The sequence below is a fragment of the Acidobacteriota bacterium genome (assembly GCA_016208495.1).
Taxonomy (GTDB): Bacteria; Acidobacteriota; Blastocatellia; order Chloracidobacteriales; family Chloracidobacteriaceae; genus JACQXX01.
The window spans coordinates 44287-63030 of record JACQXX010000109.1 but is presented as its reverse complement, the minus strand read 5'-3'; the positions used below and the strand labels follow the sequence as shown (position 1 = coordinate 63030).

At 52.2% G+C, this 18744-nt stretch carries 7 protein-coding genes; 4 read left to right on the top strand and 3 right to left on the bottom strand.

Annotation, left to right across the window (positions count from 1 at the left end; translation table 11 throughout):
- Positions 1-322 precede the first annotated feature (322 nt).
- A complete protein-coding gene (locus HY774_22355; GenBank protein MBI4751231.1) occupies positions 323-2080 on the top strand; it encodes an SUMF1/EgtB/PvdO family nonheme iron enzyme in 1758 nt (585 codons plus the stop codon).
- Positions 2081-2273: 193 nt separating this feature from the next.
- Here the strand turns inward: HY774_22355 and HY774_22350 are convergent, their stop codons facing one another.
- From HY774_22350 to HY774_22340, 3 genes are all read right to left on the bottom strand, one after another.
- The gene (locus tag HY774_22350; GenBank protein MBI4751230.1) at positions 2274-5882 is read right to left on the bottom strand and encodes a CHAT domain-containing protein; all 3609 of its coding nucleotides are present in this window, start codon (positions 5880-5882) and stop codon (positions 2274-2276) included.
- Positions 5883-5902: 20 nt separating this feature from the next.
- A complete protein-coding gene (locus HY774_22345; protein ID MBI4751229.1) occupies positions 5903-6613 on the bottom strand; it encodes a uracil-DNA glycosylase in 711 nt (236 codons plus the stop codon).
- 559 nt (positions 6614-7172) lie between these two features.
- On the bottom strand, positions 7173-8219 hold the full coding sequence (locus tag HY774_22340; protein ID MBI4751228.1) for a hypothetical protein: 1047 nt from the start codon (positions 8217-8219) through the stop codon (positions 7173-7175).
- Between the two features lie 214 nt (positions 8220-8433).
- On the opposite strand from HY774_22340, the gene HY774_22335 reads away from it, so the two are divergent.
- The 3 genes from HY774_22335 to HY774_22325 all read left to right on the top strand — a co-directional run bounded on the left by HY774_22335 (position 8434) and on the right by HY774_22325 (position 18465).
- Entirely contained in the window at positions 8434-11436 is a 3003-nt protein-coding gene (locus tag HY774_22335; protein ID MBI4751227.1) for a hypothetical protein, read from the top strand.
- Between the two features lie 421 nt (positions 11437-11857).
- Positions 11858-14557: a cyclic nucleotide-binding domain-containing protein gene (locus tag HY774_22330; GenBank protein MBI4751226.1), complete on the top strand. Its 2700-nt coding sequence runs from the start codon at positions 11858-11860 to the stop codon at positions 14555-14557.
- Between the two features lie 380 nt (positions 14558-14937).
- Positions 14938-18465 (top strand): NAD(P)-binding domain-containing protein, encoded by a 3528-nt coding sequence (locus tag HY774_22325; GenBank protein MBI4751225.1) that lies wholly within the window; start codon positions 14938-14940, stop codon positions 18463-18465.
- Positions 18466-18744: the final 279 nt, after the last annotated feature.

Genomic DNA, 18744 nt, shown 5'->3' with positions numbered 1-18744 from the left:
GTTGTCGCACCTCCGCCGAATGTGGGGCAATTTCCTCAAAACCAACCTGCTTTGATAAGGAGCAATCAGCATTCCAGATTTTGTTGCGGCTGATAGTATGCAAGCGAGGTGTTGGGCAGGTAGAATGCACTCAGGGTTCAGGGTTCAGGGTTTAGGGTTTAAAAGACAAAAAGAACGAAACGGACAAAAAGGACATAAATTCGAAAACCCTGAACCCTGAACCCTGAACCCTGAACCCTGAACCCTGAACCCTGAACCCTGAACCCTGAACCCTGAACCCTGAACCCTGAACCCTGAACCCTGAACCCTGAACCCTAACTCTATGGCACTGCTCAGCAATCGCTACCGTGTGTTGCAACAACTTGGACAGGGTGCCTATGGCGAGACGTTTCTGGTCGAAGACACCCATCTTCCGTCCAATCGCCGATGTGTCTTAAAACAGTTGAAACCGGCCACTGATCGGACACTGCAACAGGAATTGATTGAACGTTTCAAGGAAGAAGCCGCCATTTTGGAACGCCTCGGGGAGCAGTCGCCATTGGGCCAAATTCCCAAACTGTTTGCCTATTTTGCCGAAGGTGGGAATTTCTACCTGATTCAGGAATGGGTTGAGGGTCAGACCCTGATTGAGCGGATTCGCAAAACTGGTCGCCTGAGCGAATCGGAAGTCGTCGCCATGCTTGTGGGCTTGCTGCCTGTACTTCAGTATGTGCATTCCAAAAACATCATTCATCGTGACATCAAGCCGAGCAACATTATTTTTCGGCGGCGGGATCGCCTGCCGGTTCTGATTGATTTTGGGATTGCGCGTGGGGTCATCGGTGCCCACGAGGAAGCCACCACCCGGATTGGAACGCCAGGGTATATGCCGCTCGAACAGGCTGCTGGTCGTCCGGTACTGGCCAGCGATTTGTTCAGCCTGGGAATGACCGCGATTTGTGCCTTGACCGGGATCGGGCCCAAGGATTTGCCCACTGATCCTCAAACCGGAGCTGTGAAGTGGCAGTCGTTTCTTTCGTCAGTAAATCCTGGACTGGCCTCAGTTCTGGATCGAGCCACCCGGATGTATTTTACCGAGCGGTTTGCTTCGGCAGTTGAAATGCTCCAGGCCGTGCAGGCGGTGACTGTTTCAGGCGGTATGCCGGCTGTCTCTGGCGTGGTACCAACTGATTTCGTTCCTCAAGATTCTATCGAACAAAGTTTCCCACCCGCGTCTGGCTATTCGACCTCAGCGCTACAGATGGCTGCTCTGGTACCGCCAACTGATCAGCCGGAAGCTCCAACCATTGTGCGGGCCAAACGGATCATCATTCCAATTTTTAATTCAATGGTTGAGACCTTGACTGGAAAAGGGAAGCGAAAAAATCCCCCAGAAGCTGGGGTGATTCCACCAGCTCAACCAGCCGGGCGGATTCCAGTTCCGGATGTGCCTCGCGAATTCAAGAACCGGCTCAAAATGGAGTTTGTTTTGATTCGCACAGGCACTTTTATGATGGGGTCACCTGAAACCGAAGCCGGGCGCAGTCGGGACGAACGACAGCAGGAAGTCATCATCTCCCAACCGTTTTATCTTGGGGTGTATCCAGTGACCCAGGAAGAATGGAAAGCGGTGATGGGGACGGCGCCCTCATTCTTTAAAGGCAACACCCGATTGCCGGTTGAGAGTATTGGCTGGGAAGAGGTACAGGAGTTTCTCAAACGACTCAATAAAAAAGAACGCACCTCAAGTTATCGGCTTCCGACCGAAAGCGAGTGGGAATATGCCTGCCGGGCGGGGACCCTCGGTCCCTATGCCGGGACGCTGGAACTGATGGGGTGGTATATTGACAATTCCAGTCATCGCACTCATCCGGTTGGTCAAAAACTCCCCAACGACTGGGGGCTTTATGACATGCACGGCAATGTTCGGGAACTGTGCCAGAATGCCCTGGGCACAGACACAACCCGAACCTACCGCCTGTCACGGGGCGGAAGTTGGGCCGACATTGCTCCTTTTTGCCGTTCGGCACAGTCACAGGTCGAATTGCCAGATTGCCGTACCAACCGGCTGGGCTTTCGGGTGTTGAAAGAGGTGGGATAGTAGGGTTCAGGGTTCAGGGTTTAGGGTTCTGGGTTCTGGGTTCAGGGTTTAGGGTTCTGGGTTTAGGGTTCAAGGTTTAAAAGACAATAAGGACGAAAAGGACAGAAATTCGAAAACCCGGAACCCGGAACCCGGAACCCGGAACCCGGAACCCGGAACCCGGAACCCGGAACCTGGAACCCGGAACCCGGCTTCACTTCCACTCGCCCTGAATCACAAATGGTGCCCAGAAAAATGGTGCTCGCCATTTTTCACTTTGCCAGAGTTCGAGTTGGGCAGCTCGCAGGGCAGCCGCTGGCGGCATTCCTTCCCGAAAGATCTTCTGGTAAAAGCGCGTCATCAGATCGGCGGTGGCTTTGTCACTGACGCTCCAGAGGCTGACCACAACCCGTTTGGCACCGGCATACATAAACCCACGCGTCAGCCCAACCACACCTTCACCCTTGATTTCTTTGCCGAGTCCGGTTTGACAGGCGGAAAGAACCACCATTTCGGCGGGTAGGTTTAAATTGAAGATTTCGAGGGCCCGCAGGAAGCCGTCCTGGGGTTCACCTTTCTCATTGACCATGGACAGCAGTAGCGCTGAAAACTCTGGATGTTCGGCATCAAGCCACCCGTGCGTGGCAAAGTGAATGTACCGATAAGAACTCAACCGGCCTTCTGAAATCAGGGCTCGATTCACTGAGAAATCAAGCGCTTTGAGCGTGGTTGTTTCACCTGCCAGATTCAAAATCTGGTTGGCTTCGTCACGGGTGAAAAACAGGCGCGGAATCTGAAGACTGCTTCTTGAATCTGAGGATGCTGTGTCTTCACTGCGACCAAGTAATCGAGTGGCAACATACTCGCTGGCCAGACCACTGGTTGATTCAGGTTGTAGCCCAGTTGGTGACGGTTGAAGGGAAGATGCTGACTTCATTGATGATACGCGATCATCATCATCGCCTCCAAAAACTGGGTCAGCCAGAATCACAAGCTGGTTTGGCGCGGGTTGCCGACTGGCAGTTTCGTGTCGCAGGACTGCCAGTGTCGAGGCTGAAGGCAAGGTTACGATTTCGTGTCGCACAATCAGTGGTTCGGTATATCGGGTTCCGGGTTTGGTTTGGTTGAGAGTTGGGCTGGGAAGACAGAGCGCGCTAAACGGAATGTATTGAAGGGCGCCGTCAGGGACAATCACCAGTCGTTTGTTGGTCAGGTCCTGAGCCGCTGGTCCCAGAATCATCTGACTGAGTTGGGCTGCGGCTTGAAAGAACTGCTGGTCAGCCTGGCTGACACGCACTTTCCGTTGATCTGAACCCTTCTGCAGATTCCGAGACGCCTTTGACTTTGAACCCTGAGTGGAGGTTGAAACTGGCTTTGTATTGGTTCGCTCAAGGAGGAATTCACGCACCTGCCGGGCCTTTTTTTCGATCACATCACGTGGGGGCAACGAAAAGGATTTCACGCCTGTCGGGGTGACGACCCACAGATAACTCGTTGTTTCGCACAGCGCATACTCAAGTAAGGCCGTTTCGCTGTCTACGACCTGGGTTTGAATTTCCTGGGCGGTCAGTGGCTGAGGTTGAGTCAGGGCCGCGTAGTGGGGACTTTGCGTACGAATCTGGTTTTGAACTTCCCGATACTCGGTTTTTAACCCATCAATTTCCTTTTGAAGCGTGGCTTGTTCCTCACTGGGAGCGTTCCCACTGAGTAGTTGAGTCAGACGTTCAAGCTTGGAAGTCAATCGGACTTTCACTTCTTGTTCTTTGGCAAGTAGTTCCGGGGCGATGCCTTCGCGGATATTGGCCTGGCTTTCCGTCAGGAGTTCCAGCAGGCTTCGGGCGCGGGCCTGTTCGTTTGACTGGAGAGCCGCGAGATGATGTCCAGCTTCAGGAGATTTTTTATGAAGCCGCATCAGCAGTTCGATTTTCAGTTCAAAGTAATCCTGCACGGTGGCAAAAAATGAGGACCGAAATTCGTCCCCCTGGACATTTTGGCGGATTGCTTCAGCGACTTCGATTGCTTTTTCAACCCGTTCGAGCGCCTCTTGATACCGTCCCTGGGCACTGAGCGTGCGGGCCAGGGCAAAGTAGGCGGATGCTTCGCATCGTGGATCCTGAACTTTTTGAAATGTTTCCAGGGCTGAAGTGAGATACTGCAGCGCTTTGGGCCAGTTATCGAGGTTATGATAGCCAATTCCCAGCCGATACAACGAATATCCGATATTGCGCGGCAGGCCGACAGCCAGATCCAGTTTGTGACAGCGGTGATAATACTCAAGTGATTTGCGATAGTTGCCGGTGTCCGAATAAATCGCCCCAAGATTTTCCAGGGCGGCGGCTTCGGTAAACCGGTCATCTCCTTTTTTAAGCAGGACCAGTGCTTGCTGGAGAGCCTGAAGTCCTTTTTTGTAGTCCTTGAGTGTTGTATAGGCCACCCCAAGGTTGACCAGAATGCGGGTTTCGGTCAAATAGGCTTTTGTCTCACGAGCTAAAGTCAGCGCTTGCTGGTGGAGTTCAAGACTTTTTTGGTACTGGCCAAGACTGTAGTAGGTCAATCCAAGTTCGTTGAGGGCAGAGGTTTCACCAAACCGATCACCAGCAACCTGCCGCAACTTGAGGGTTTGTTGGGCGAAACTCAATGCTTTCGGGTATTGCCCCAGCGCACGAAAGATCCCTGATAGCGCCTGCGCCGCCTGACTTTCACCCAGCGGATCGTTGATTTCGTGGGCCAGTTGAAGCGCCGCTTCAATTGATTCAATGGCTTTTGGCGTTTCACCAAGCTGATACAAACACTGGCCAATATTGAGCAATCCAGTATTTTCGTTGAATTTGTCATGCAGCTCGCGCCAGACGGGTTGGGCAGTCGTAAAGGCCGCCAGAGCTTTGCGGGATTCGCCTAAATCACCATACACCACGCCAAGATTGGTCCTGGTCAGAGCTTCAACCGACGGATCGTGAATTCCTTTCAAGCGGTCAGCGGCTTGATTGAGGGTTTCCAGAGCTTTGAGATGATTGCCTTGTGTATTGCAGGCAAGTCCGATGTAGTTGAGTGTTCGGACCTCTTCAACCCGGTTGTCTACAGCTTTCCAAAGCGCCAGAAGTTCATAGGCAAGTTTCAGTGCCTGTTCTTTATCACCCAGGGTGTCCATCGCCAGAACTTTGAACGTCAAAGTCTGGGCTTCGAGCAACTTATCGCCACTGGTCTGAAAGGCGCGTCGTGCCAGATCATACTGAACCAGTGCCTGTTCAAATGACTCTTTGGTGCTCTGCTGGTAAAACTGCATGCCCTGTCCGAAAGCCAGTTCGCCATCCATCCGTGCCTGATCCAGGCTGGTTGCCTTACGCACTGGTTCAGCCTGAATTGTGTATTGCCCAGGTTCAGCAGCCGGTTCAGCAGGTCGGACTTCAAGTCGGTGGAGGCCGCTGGTGACAGCAACTAGAAAAATTCGCTCCGGTCCCGATCTTCCATTTGGGCTATCGAGAAAATACACCTGCCTGTCTTTGGGGTCGAAAACCGTGACCAGAACGTCAATTCCTTGTTGCTCGACCACCGCCTGCCAGTACTGCCCGGCTTCGAGAACCACCTGATACGTGTGGACTTCGCCGCCTTTGAGGTCACGAACCTGCGGTTTGGATAAATCCTGAGTGGATTCAGATGCTGGTTGATCGGATTGAGTCGGGAAATTGATTGAAGAGGCCGGCACCTGACAGGTTGGGGTGAGGGCGTGAGCGGTGCTTCCCAGGATGGTTGGCGGGATGAGAAGCACCACAATGAATCCAACGCACGTCTTGAGCAGAACGGGGAACGTCGGGCGAAGTCGCATAGAGAGTTTCTCCTAAAACGCTATTCAAGTTTGAGTTCGCCACGCAAGAAGGCGCGAACTTTTTTCATGTCCTCCCATACTTCGCGTTTTTTTTCAGGAGTTCGGAGCAAATACGCCGGATGAAATGTGATCATCAGTGGCGTTCCCCGATAATCATAGAAATTGCCGCGAATTTCACTGATGCGTCCGATGCGGGAATCTCCGAGTAGCGTGAAGGCTGCTGGTGCCCCAAGCGAAACAATGATTTTTGGTTTGATGATCGCCAGTTGGCGATGCAGGAAGCCCTGACAGGCGTCAATTTCGTCGCGTTCCGGCGTTCGGTTTTCGGGTGGACGGCATTTGACCACGTTGCAGATATAGACATCTTCCCGTTTCATGCCGATGGCTTCGATGATTTTGTTGAGGAGTTGACCGGCCCGCCCGACAAACGGCACACCGCTGGCGTCTTCATCTGCACCGGGAGCTTCACCAACAAAAACCAGTCTGGCATGTGGATTTCCATCGCCGAAGACAATATGGTGACGGCCCGAGGCCAGTTTGCACCGCTGACAATCGCCAATTTCATCACGGATATCCTGCAAACAGGCGTCCTGTGGTTCAGGCACGGGCGCTGCCGCTGCCGGTGCTGGTGGTTCGGGTTCAGCATCAAACATATCAAACAATGAGACTTGTGGTTTTGATTTGGCGGTACTTTTTGTTGAAGCCGCTGGTGTGACTTTGATCAGGCGCATGGTGGGAATCTCCGGAACTGGTTCAGGTTGCGATGATTCGGATTGATCCACTGGCGGGGCAGGGGGAATGGTTGATGAAACAATGGGCGGCACTTCGATTGGAGGAAGCGTCGGAAGTGATTCCAGAAGGGCAGGTTCGGGAAGGGAAGCTGGCTCAATAGATACAGTTATCGTTGATTCGGCTTGAACTGGTGCGGGTGGGGCTTCCTGAACCTGCACGGAAACTGGGTCAGGTAATGGTTTGCTGGCTGGCAATTCCTCTCTCAGCAATGATGTTTGAGGTGGCAGTTCCTGGACTTTCGGTCGAGGTGCCGGCACATCAACGGGGATGTCGGCGGCACCGCCAAGGTGTGACACCCCAAGCGTTTTCAGATAGCGGATATATTCGGCGGTGTCACGGACAAGTTCAAGGACTTCAGGGTTGTTGAGGTTCGAAACAGACACGGTCTGGCATCCTTCGTAAGTGGAGGTTTTTGTTGAGAGTTCCGCCTTCAGGCGGTTGATCTGAAATTAAGGATTGAGAGCCCGCCCGCTCACACGGGTGGTACTGACCATGCCTTTATTTTCCAAGCTCAGTGGTGAATTCATCAAGGGTTGTCACTAAAACCGCCGTTCGTTGGAGGCTGGTGAGCTGTGGTTCATCATCAATGGACTGAATTTTTTCAACCAGAGCTGGTGGAAGTGTGCCGAAACGGGCATCAAGCGTCATCAGAAGCGTTTCGATTTTGGACTGAATTCGACCTTTAACTAAACCACGAGCTTCGCCACGGGCTTCGCCACGAGCTTCGCCACGAGCTTCGCCACGAGCTTCGCCACGAGCTTCGCCACGAGCTTCGCCACGAGCTTCGCCACGAGCTTCGGCCATTCGTTCGATGCTGGTAATGTATGGCATATGATGTTGCTCCTCATATTCTTCTAAATCTGCCTGAAACTTGCGCTCAAGTTCTTCAGGTAACTGCATAAACCAATCTACAATGCGAAACAATTTTCGCACATCTTCAGCCGAATAGCCTCGCTCATAGAGTGAGCGGACAATTCGAAACTTCCATTCGCGCCGGGTTTGAGCTTCGTTTTTCGTCTCCATGGTTTTGAGATGGGCGAGCACAATGGGCGCAAACCGATTTTGACTTTGTTCGAGTCCTTCAGCATGCAAGTTGATCAGTTTCACGATAGGAAACCGAACTTTCATCTCATATCCCCAGAATGACCAGCCAAACTGGCTTGGCTTCCAGTCTGGTAATCCATCGCCAAGTACCACCAGACTGATGACTTGTTTATCAAATTCATCATATATCCGGGCGTCAAATCGGAAAATCCGCTTGGCAAAGTCGGCTTCCCATTGGCTCTGAACTTCGATGTGAATGAGCACCCATCTCGTTCTTCCATCAAGGGTTTGTACTTCCTTCAGCTTATCAGCTACCTGCCGCCTCTGTTGAGCGGTGGCTGTCACTTTCTGAAGTTCTTTGTCACGTGACTGAGGAGGAATACTCCAGTCAATTCCGTCATGGACCATGGGAAACAGCAATTCCAGAAAATCCTTAAAATATTCATCAAGTGCTTCTTTCCAGGGACTGTCATAGTCGTCACGGGAGATCGTTTCTTCCATGTTTTGGTACCTTTCTTTTAATCTTTAAGAAAGTTGGTTAGCTCGACGCAGAATGTAGGTGAATCAAAGTGATTGATGGCAAAACTGGGATGGCGAAAGAGTACCACAGAGCCGGCTGCCAAAGCATCCTTGAGTCTTTCCACCTGGATCGGCTATGGTTGCACGTCTTTTATAAAAAATCCCACGCTATTTTATTCGAGAAATATCCAGTTTTATGCGGAAGTCCAATATTTTAAAAGTGGTTCATATCTGGTTTCTTCAGGTCAGGTGGTTGATTCCAGTTGTCGGACTTATCGGTGGATGGCTTTGTTATTTGAATCCGGTGCAAACCATTCAGGCGCAACAGGAGCCAAAACCCTTTCAATCAGGTCAAACTGTCTTTGAAGATGACCCGGAAGCAAGAGCCGACTGGTTCTGGCAGGAGCGACTGTATCCGACCAATTCAATTCCAACCGGAGCGCGGGTCAAAGCCATTCGTGAACGTCAGCGCGTTGAAGCCACCCTTGGTGAATCCCGCACGATTGCCGGGAATGAATGGCGTTCGATTGGACCCGCCCCAGCGAAGTCACTTCCGCCAGAGTGGGGAAACGTTTCTGGGCGAATCAGCGGAATTGCCGTGCATCCGACCAACCGGCAGGTGATTTATATCGCTTCGGCGACCGGCGGTGTCTGGAAGACTGAAAACGGAGGCGCAAGCTGGACGCCCCTGACCGACTTTGAGCCGTCGTTGACGGCGGGGGCGATTGCAATTGCCAAAGCGGATCCGAACGTGCTCTATGTTGGAACAGGTGATGTCAATCACGTCAACGTGTTGAATCAGCCGCGTTACTTTGGCGCCGGTGTGTTGAAATCCACCGATGCTGGCGCGACCTGGGAGCATCTGGCGTTTGCCGAGCTGGAATATGCCGCGATTTCCAAGGTGATTATCCATCCTAAAAACCCGGATATTGTCTGGATCGGCGTGGCTTCGTCGCGGGATACTGAAACCGGTGACATTCAGCCAACGGGTGTCTGGCTGACAACCAATGGTGGAAAAACCTGGACGCGAACGCTCCAACTGACCGAAGTCAGCGGTATCCACGATCTGGCCATTAACCCGCTGGATGGCAATGTGGTCTATGCCGCCGCTTCATATCCGGGTTCATCAGACAATGGTGTGTATAAATCCACGGACGGCGGAAAAACGTGGCAGCTCAAGTCAACTGGATTGCCACCGTTGCCGTTGATTCGCCGAATGCGGCTGGCCATTGCGCCTTCCTCACCCAATATTCTCTATGCCTCGATTTTGGGAACGGCACAATATTTCGGTGTCTACAAATCAACCGACAGCGGCGAAACCTGGGTGTTGTTGCCGAACAGCAGCATTTTCTGTGGGTTGCAATGCTGGTATGACCACTATATTGCGGTGGCGCCCAATGATCCGATGGTGATTTACCTGGGAGAAATTGACGTCATCAAATCAATGGACGGAGGTCGTTCCTGGTCAAATCTGGTGGTTGGTGTGGGGAATATCCATCCTGACCAGCATGCAATTGCGTTTGACCCGGTTGACCCAAACATCGTGTATTTTGGGTGTGATGGCGGCATTTACCAATCTCGTGATGCGGGGCTGAGCTTTGCCGATATCAACGGCAATCTGGCACTGACCCAGCACGTTGGTCTGGCCCTACACCCGACTGACCCGAACATCATGTTTGGCGGCACCCAGGATAACGGCACGCTGAAAAACACTGGAAGCCTGGTCTGGCAGCAGGTGAGCTATGGCGATGGCGGCTATACCGTCGTTGACTATGAAAACCCACAAACTGTTTACACAACCTATATTTACACCAGTATCTTGCGGTCGCTCAATGGTGGCAATAGTTTTGTTGACCTGACAATTCCAGAGACATTCAGCCGTGAACGGGCCTCGTTTTATGCTCCAATTGTGATTGACCCAATCAATCCAAAGGCGCTGTATTTTGGAACGTATCGGCTCTGGCGCACTGAAGATATGGGCCGCCACTGGGCCCGGACTTCAGAACAGGATTTGACCTCAACACCGCTCGGCACCATTTCAGCGATTGCGGTGACGAGGCTCAACCCGAGCCTGGTGTATGTCGGTTCAAGTGATGGCGTGCTGAGTCGTTCAACGGATGGCGGGGCGACCTTCAACCGGGTGGCTGGAATCCCTGATCGGGTGATTCGCCGGGTAACGATTGATCCGGCTGATCCCAATGTCGCTTTTGTGGTGGTCTCAGGGTTTGGAACTGGCCACGTCTTTAAAACCACCGACGGTGGTTTGACCTTTCGGGATGTCAGTCAGACGCTGCCAAATATTCCAGCCAATGTGGTGCTGATTGATCCCACCGATAGTTCAACGGTGTATGTCGGCACCGATATTGGTGTCTATCGAAGCCGCAATCGCGGCGAATCGTGGGTGCCGTTCAGTTATGGCCTGCCAAATGTGGTGGTGACTGATTTGACCGCCAACGCCAGAACCGGGGTGATTTATGCGGCCACCTATGGTCGCGCAATGTTTCAACTTGCCACCAACCCGCACGCTCCACGACCAGATTTGACACCTGAAAACCTGCAGGTTGATCCACCCGCCAGACTGGCTGGAGAGCGCGTGACCTTGACGTTTGATCTGCACAATGTTGGAAACTTCCGGGCCGATGCCGTGACCAACCGGATCGTGTTTTCAACGGATCCTCAAATTGACGAGGATGATATTACCCTTGGACTGGTCCAGACCCAACCCATCAACCCTGGGACTCGGCTACCGCTTTCATTGACGTTTTCGATTCCGGGCAGTACCAGACCTGGACCCGTGTTTGTGAGTGTGATGGCTGATGTGGCGGGCATTATCGAAGATGCCAATCGGGCGAATAATCAGGCGGTAACCAGTTTTCGCGTCTTGTCCCCGCCCGATACGCAACCACCAACGGTGTCGTCAATTGGGGTTCCATCCAAGCTCAAGCGCGGTAAACCGGTTTCAATTACCTGGAGTTCAACCGACAACGTCGGCGTCATGGCCCAGGATCTTCAGTATGCGGCTGACGGTGCAACCTTTGATGAAGTGATTGTGACGGGACTTTCAGGAATGGTTCAGGTCTACACCTGGGATGTACCCTCGACCCTTTCCAAAGCTAAAGCGGCCCGAATTCGAGTGACCGCTCAGGATGCGGCAGGGAATAGCGGGCAGGCAGTTTCTGGTTTGATCAAAGTAAAGTAATAATTTTAGTACCAATTACTTCTCAAAAAATTCCTGCCGCGACACAGGATTTATTTATCTTTGTGGAAGATCGGTAAATTCCAGTAACCCGTCTCGTTTCAACAGCTCTTCTTTTGCCACAAAATGCACGACTGCTGCTATAGTCCCCGCTCGATTTGGACACAATTTTTCACTTCGTTCCTATCCCAAAATAAAATTCTTCCCCCGCATCAGATTCTCATTTCCCTAAATAAGCCAACACCAGGGTTGTATGGTAAGGTAACATTCTGAGCAATCAGTGGTGTCTGAGGTTTGACTGGTAGACTCTTTTCCTTCCATCTGAAAGCGATCCAACCAGGCCGTTACCCAGAGTGGGTACTTGGGGTGCGGTGTGATATGAATCCTTTGTTGTGAATTGGGACGCCCCCGGAGCTTGTTCTTTATGAGTGATATTTCCCAGCCGCAGGAAATTAAAGATCACCACACCATTCTTGGAGCGATTAAATCCATCAGTGCTTTGGAGGAACTGGCCGAAGTCGAGCCAGGACTTGGGTACAAATTTGGAGTTGACCTGGAGGTAGCACTTTATGGTCGCAATTATGGTCCTGGAAAGAAGGTCGGGCCCTATTTCAGGCTGCTGGTTTATCCACCTGGCGCCGAAGTCCTCAAACAAGGTGAATGGGAAACCAATACGTTTTTCATTGTGGTTGATGGCCTGGCTCAAGTCTTTATAGACAGACGAGTTGAACCGATTGGTGAAGTTGGAAAAGGCCGCCCGTTTGGGGAAATGGCGGTTTTGTCCGGCACCTCCCAGACCTATACCGTCAAGGCCCATGCTCAGCAGGGAATGACCGTGCTCGAAGTGCAGCGCCCGGCCCTGCGGATTTTGCGGAAGCTCCAAAAATTCGGAACGGCACTGGACCTGACGTACCGCAATAAGGGACGTGAGTTTGCTTTGACCGCGCTGGCCATACCGGCTGAGGTTCGTGATCAACTGGTTGATATTGCTGAATTTACCGTTTTGGCACGCGGGCATGACCTGTGTCGGGAAGGCAGTTCAGTCGAGCAATTGATTCTGATCAAAGAAGGCTGGGTCAAGCGAATTGCGCCAGATCGTCGCGATCAAGGGGATGATTTCGCTGATTTTTTGGGGCCAGGGCATTGTTTGGGGCTGAATGTATTGGAATATCCCGAAGCCCGGTGGCCCTACAAGGTGGTTACGCTCAGCCGAACCGAAGTTTTGGAAATCCCCGTGACCGAACTGAAAACCCGGCCCGAATTGCTGGCCGCTGTGCGGCGGGCTTTTATTCCATATGCTTCGGTTGGGACCCCGATTCAACCCGGAGACTCTCTGACGTTCACCCCTGAAGTTCAGCAGGCCCAGGCGCGAATATTGGATAAGGGTCTGTCTGATGCCACCAATTTGCTCTTGATGGATATGGATCTGTGTGTGCGGTGTGGAAACTGCTCACGAGCCTGTCACATGGTGCATCACCATTCACGGTTGACCCGCCGGGGGATTCATTTTGTTCGGCCACAGGCAACACTGATGTCAACCCGAACTCAGAATTTGTTGTCTCCAGCCGTTTGTTTGCATTGTAAAGATCCGGAGTGCCTCACGGGTTGCCCGACAGGGGCTATTGCTCGATTTGCCGGAGGCAAAGTAGATATTGATACCAAACTGTGTATCGGGTGTGGGGATTGCGCCACGCAATGCCCATACAATGCGATTTCGTTGATTCCACGCAGTGAATTAGCCCCGCCCAAACCTCCCGCCAAACCCAAGGCGACGCTGCCGATTTTATCGGCTCCCCGAGCTTCTCAATCTGGCGCGCCTGTGCCGAAAAGCCCATCCGGTGGCGGGAAATCCTCATCGTCGTCGTTTTCCAGTACATCAATTTTTTCATTGATTGGCTGGACACAAGGAAAACAGACCCGGAACCCGGAACCCGGAACCCGGAACCCAAACACCCTCCACGACTGGCTTCACCGACTCGGTCTGAAGGTGGAACCCCCAAAGCTGGTCACATCGGTCGAGGATCTGGTTGCGATTAAATGCAACCTCTGTACAGGAACACCGCTCAACCCAACGGATACCACTGGCGCAGCCCTCTATTCGGACCACAAGTATAGTTGTGAGGAAAATTGCCCGACTGGGGCACTGATGCGCGTCTCGCCCACTCAGTATTTTGAAGAGTTAGGGGCTATTACCGGCAAAGCCTTTCGAACGAGTGAAGAAACCACGCTGGTTGGGAATACGGCACAGGTTGATGTCCTGAAGCGCAGGGCCCATCTGGCTGGAATTGTGATGACGATTCTCATGTGTGGCAGTATCGTTTCAGGCATTGTTGAATATGGCTTGGGGACGCCGCTGTGGGGAACAAGCTGGATGAACCTGCGCTGGATCTCGGGATGTGTGGGTTTGTTTGGAATTGCGGTGGTGATGACCTACCCAATCAGACGCCAGATTTGGAAACACCGGGTTGGACCACTTCGCTACTGGATGCTTGGCCATACGTATGCCGGAGTGATTGCCGGGCTGGTGATTTTACTCCACGGAGGCACCAGTTTAGGTGGTTTGCTGACCACGGCATTGATGATATCGTTTGATCTGGTGATTTTAACCGGGTTGGTGGGTATCCTGATCTATCAACTTGGCCCGCGATTGTTGACCCAAATCGAAGAAGAGCCTTTATTGCTTGAGGATTTGGTCCGTCGCCGGGAAGAACTCTATCAGGAAATCGCCGATTTGCTTGAAACCGCCCAATGTCAGGCGCGGGAGCATCAAACCGAATCAGATTTTCTTCAATACTTTCTTCCAGCACGTGACCGGGTCCTGAAACTCACCACCTCCCTTTCATTTTTATTTCGCAATTATCTCTATCGGGAGCCGCTGGATGTATTATTGGAAGCCATGACCTGGGTTTTTCAGGCAGATCAAACCAGGCTCAAAACCAAATCAGAACAGGTGATTTTCAAGCGGATTGTCGAAGCCGCCGTGACAGCCCGGCGGATTGACGCCCTGATTTACCTTCATCGGGCATTACGGCTCTGGCTTCCTCCGCATGTCATCACCACTTCATTTATGCTGGTGTTGTTGTTGGCGCATATTTTTCAAGTAATTTATTACCTGTGGCGTTGATTAGTGGTTAGTGATTAGTGATTGGTGGTTAGTGGTTAGAGACTGTTTGGAAATTCTTGGAATTTCCGTAAGGTATTGATTTGAAAGAAAATTGTTCTTGAACCCGCGAAGCGGGTGGCAGGCTTGTAGCCCAGGGTGCAACCCTGGGAAACCGTTGCCTCTTCACCCCCGCCCGGCCAGCCGCCGCCTACGGCGGCTGGCCGGGCGGGGAAAAGGCGGGGAATGACCCGAATTCCCAGGGCTCGAAGACTCGCCCTGGGCTACGAGCCGGCGCCCACTTCGTGGGTTGAGAACCAAAACGGCTTCAACTCTTCACTGGCACCACTAACCACTAACCACTAACCACTAATCACATTCTTCATTTTGCCTCCAGGTTCGCCATGCTTTCACGCTACGTCATTCGCAAAAAGGATTGGGGCCGCTATGAGTTAAGCATCGAGCGTGATGGGTTGACCATTGGATCCGCCTTTGAAAACGATTTGCTACTCAATCACCCAACCGTTTCACGAATGCACGCCGGGATTTGCGAAGTCGCGGGGTTGTTTTGGCTGACCAATCTTTCCAAATCAAACGGCACGCTGGTGAATGGGAAACTCACGGATCTGGTGTATCTGGAGACCGGAGACATGATTCAGATCGGGGTGTTTCTGGTTCGGACCACTGTCAAGCAGCACGAATTGATCCTGGATGTCGAACGGTACTTTGACTCGTTTACCGCGGGAAATCGGGGAGCTCAGTTATTAACCGACGCGGGACTGGTTGGGCCAGAAGGACCTTCAACGGTGATGATAGAAAATGGCGCGGCAATTGTCGCCGCTGCCCTGAATGCACCGGCGATAACTCCTGAAGCACAGGAAGCACCAACCATTGATCTGGCGCCGCTGTCTGAAAAAGCCGTTCATCTCCGGGTGGCTGGAAAAAGCCCGGCCAGTGCGGTTGAGATCAAACAGGTCTTTCAAGACCTGATCCAGGAAATTGACCTGCTTTTTGATTCGGTCGTGGTGCCTGGGGCCAAAGATCCACAGATGGATCAATGGTTTAGTGAATTAATCCAGGAAATTGACCTTATTTTTGAACAGTTAGGCCCATCTGATGCTCACCATCGGGTGGTTGAAGTTTCGGCTGCCAATCGAAACGCCGAACGGGTCATGATTCAGGTGTCGGATTTACAGAAACTGCTGGCCCGTCAGCGGGTCCAGGGCGCGCCACTCCAGGTGTCCTATCAGGGAAAGGTCGTTCCCGTACAGCCCACATCGCGAAATTCGACGCTGCTCTTAAACAAAGCCCGTCTGCAACGTGATCTGGCCGGATTGTTGACTTCGATTACCGCCTTGCCGGATGAAGATCGAAAAGACTTTCAACAAGCCATGACGGTGTTTTGGGAACGCCGTAAACAGGCGATTGAAAATAAGCAAAAACTTCACGACGAATCAGTGCTCCGGCCCCAAAAGCCGGACCCGGTGCTTGAGGAACACAATCTCTACCTTGGGAAATGGCGGTTTCACTGGCTTCCCACCAGTGATTTGACCCTGCCCTGGCCACGCGGGTACTTGTTTACGGTTGGTGCCGTAACCCTGCTGGCCGTGATTATCGCCATCTTTGCCTGGGAGAAGATGTATTCGCCAGGGCCGGTTTCCAGCCCACATTCACTCAAAGCTGAAGAACTCGTGGATCAATCGCCACTGGTGATGAGCCGGTTACGTCATAAACTGGTGGCAAATGGATTGGTTGAAAACAAATGCGCGGTGTGTCACCCACGCAACGGGAGCATGCAGGTCCAATGTGTTGATTGCCATCAGACCAGCCATTTTAATCCAAAGGTCATTGAACCCCATGACCGGGTTGGGGTTGGATGTACCGATTGTCATACCGAACATAAAGGGTTGAAATTTGAACCCGGTCACGTTTCCCGAAGCATGTGTGTGGATTGTCATCGTGAACGTCCAAGGCACCCCAAAGCGGTCAAAGCCGATGGCACGAAACTGACAGCACCCCACGGCGGCGGGATTGGATATCCAATCGTGGATGGCACCTGGATCTGGACCAAACCGCTGAATCCACATATGGTTTTGCCGGAATACCTCTCGCCGAAGGAACAATTTCATCTGGTGCATATGGCGGCTTCTGTCAATCAGGACTGGAAATGTTCCAGTTGTCATACTTCCTTTGCCACTCCGGCGGCTATCCGAACCATTGACCGAAACAAATGTGCTGTGTGTCATAGTCAGTCCCTTGGGGTTGATACCTCGCATCAGCTTGACGTGATTGCCAATGCGTCTCAAATGGATTGTGCCTCGTGCCATCCGCAACATGGCAAAGATCGGCAGGTCATTGCGGCGCTTCATCCACCCGGAAAAGAAAAGCCGGTGATTTCGATTGGGGATGCCTATCGGGGTGGGAAAGCCTGGGAATGGACATCGCTGGGCGCCCGGTTCGGCGGTATGTGCCTGACAGATTGGACATTGTTTTTGAGTGTGATTCCGGTTGCCGCCACCGGATTTTTGTTGCTGGATGTCTTTCGCCGCCGCCAGATTTTGCAACGCCTCAGCGGTCAGGTGATTGATTTTCAAGAAGCCCGACCCAAATTTAACGATACCCGCTATGCCGATCATTGGGAGTCGGCTGTGCAGCGGGAACTCGCCAAAACTTCGGCCAAAGAGCGACCAGTTCCGCACCCAATCATCAATTATGAAACGTGTATTGGCTGCCACGCCTGTATTTTGGCTTGTCCGCAGGATGTTCTGGGCTTTGACGAGCAGGAGCATCACGCGGTGGTGGTGAATTATGAACAATGCATGGAGGATACCGGATGTCAGCAAGCCTGCCCAACCGTGCCCCAATCGTGTGTGTTGATCAACACCAAGCTGGAAATTCGCGAACCGCCCAAGCCGCTCCGCAAAAGTGCCACCGAAGGCTTTGAAACCTTCGATGTGCCTGGAATTTACCTGGTCGGGGATGTTTCGGGAGTGCCATTGATTCGAAATGCCATCCGGGAAGGCCGCACCGCGATTGACAAAATTGTTGAACTCCTCAGTCATCAACCCCCACTGCCCGAGGTTGAATATGATGTGGCGATTATCGGCATTGGCCCGGCAGGTCTGGCGGCCACGGCTCGGGCGGCGGAGAAAGGGGTGCGCTATCTGGCATTGGAGCAGGGCCGACGCTATGCCACGATTGCCGAGAAATATCCGGCTGGAAAATATGTCGCCTTTAATCCTTTTGTCCCGGATGATGCTCAATTAGGGCCGATTAAGTTAGAGGGAACAGGTGATCTGAAGGAACGCATGATTTCGTGGTGGGATGACTCAGTGTCTCGGCTTGGGTTAAAAATTCACGAATTTGAAGGCTGTACCGGGCTTGAAAAAAACGAGGGGTTCTTTCTGGTGAGAACCGTGAAGAACCCGGATGGGTATCGAGTCCGGAAAGTGATTTTGGCGATTGGAAATGCTGGGGAGCCACGAAGACTCGGTGTTCCTGGTGAAACTGAGGATCGTGTTCGCTATCGGCTGAAGACAGCCAGTGAGTATCAAAATCAGAAGGTCATGGTGGTCGGTGCTGGAAACTCGGCAGTTGAAGCGGCAGTTGATTTAGCCGGGAAACGCCAACCTGACGGCACGGTTGTTTTTTCAGAGGAAGGTGGCAATGAGGTAACGCTGGTGGTTCGATCTGACTTTCCGAAAGATCTGACCCTCGAAAACAAAATGTGGGTCTATTACTGCATTGATAAGGGACGGGTCAAAGCCTATTTTGGTGCTGCAATTCGCGAAATCCGTGACGGGGAAGTGGTTTTGGAATCTGTGCGCGGCAAAAAAGAACTGGCCGTGGTCCCAAACGATGTTGTGTTTGCCATGATCGGAAGCGTCCCACCGAAAGAGTTCCTCTCGAAAGTTGGTATTAAATATGTGTGAGGAGTCCAGGGCTCCGGGCCGAAACCAAGGGATGAGGGATGAAAAAAATCCCCTGTCACCTTGCATTGTGTCATTCTGTCATTCTTCCAGGGTTCTGGGTTTTCGAATTGGGTACCATTCAAAGCCATAGCGTCCTTACATCTTTTTTGTCCTTTTCGTCCCTTATGCCCTTTTTGTCTTTTCCTAAAACCCTGACCCCTGATCCTTCAATGATAAGTACCTTTTCATAAGTTTCCTGAGATATTGGATTGGGTAAGTGTTTGATTCTTTTCGTGTAGT

What these genes read in the sequence shown, in the direction of transcription:
- HY774_22355 (MBI4751231.1), top strand. Translation starts at nt 323, where the DNA reads ATGGCACTGCTCAGCAATCGCTACCGTGTGTTGCAACAACTTGGACAG.
- HY774_22350 (MBI4751230.1), bottom strand. Translation starts at nt 5,882, where the DNA reads ATGCGACTTCGCCCGACGTTCCCCGTTCTGCTCAAGACGTGCGTTGGA.
- HY774_22345 (MBI4751229.1), bottom strand. Translation starts at nt 6,613, where the DNA reads ATGCGCCTGATCAAAGTCACACCAGCGGCTTCAACAAAAAGTACCGCC.
- HY774_22340 (MBI4751228.1), bottom strand. Translation starts at nt 8,219, where the DNA reads ATGGAAGAAACGATCTCCCGTGACGACTATGACAGTCCCTGGAAAGAA.
- HY774_22335 (MBI4751227.1), top strand. Translation starts at nt 8,434, where the DNA reads ATGCGGAAGTCCAATATTTTAAAAGTGGTTCATATCTGGTTTCTTCAG.
- HY774_22330 (MBI4751226.1), top strand. Translation starts at nt 11,858, where the DNA reads ATGAGTGATATTTCCCAGCCGCAGGAAATTAAAGATCACCACACCATT.
- HY774_22325 (MBI4751225.1), top strand. Translation starts at nt 14,938, where the DNA reads ATGCTTTCACGCTACGTCATTCGCAAAAAGGATTGGGGCCGCTATGAG.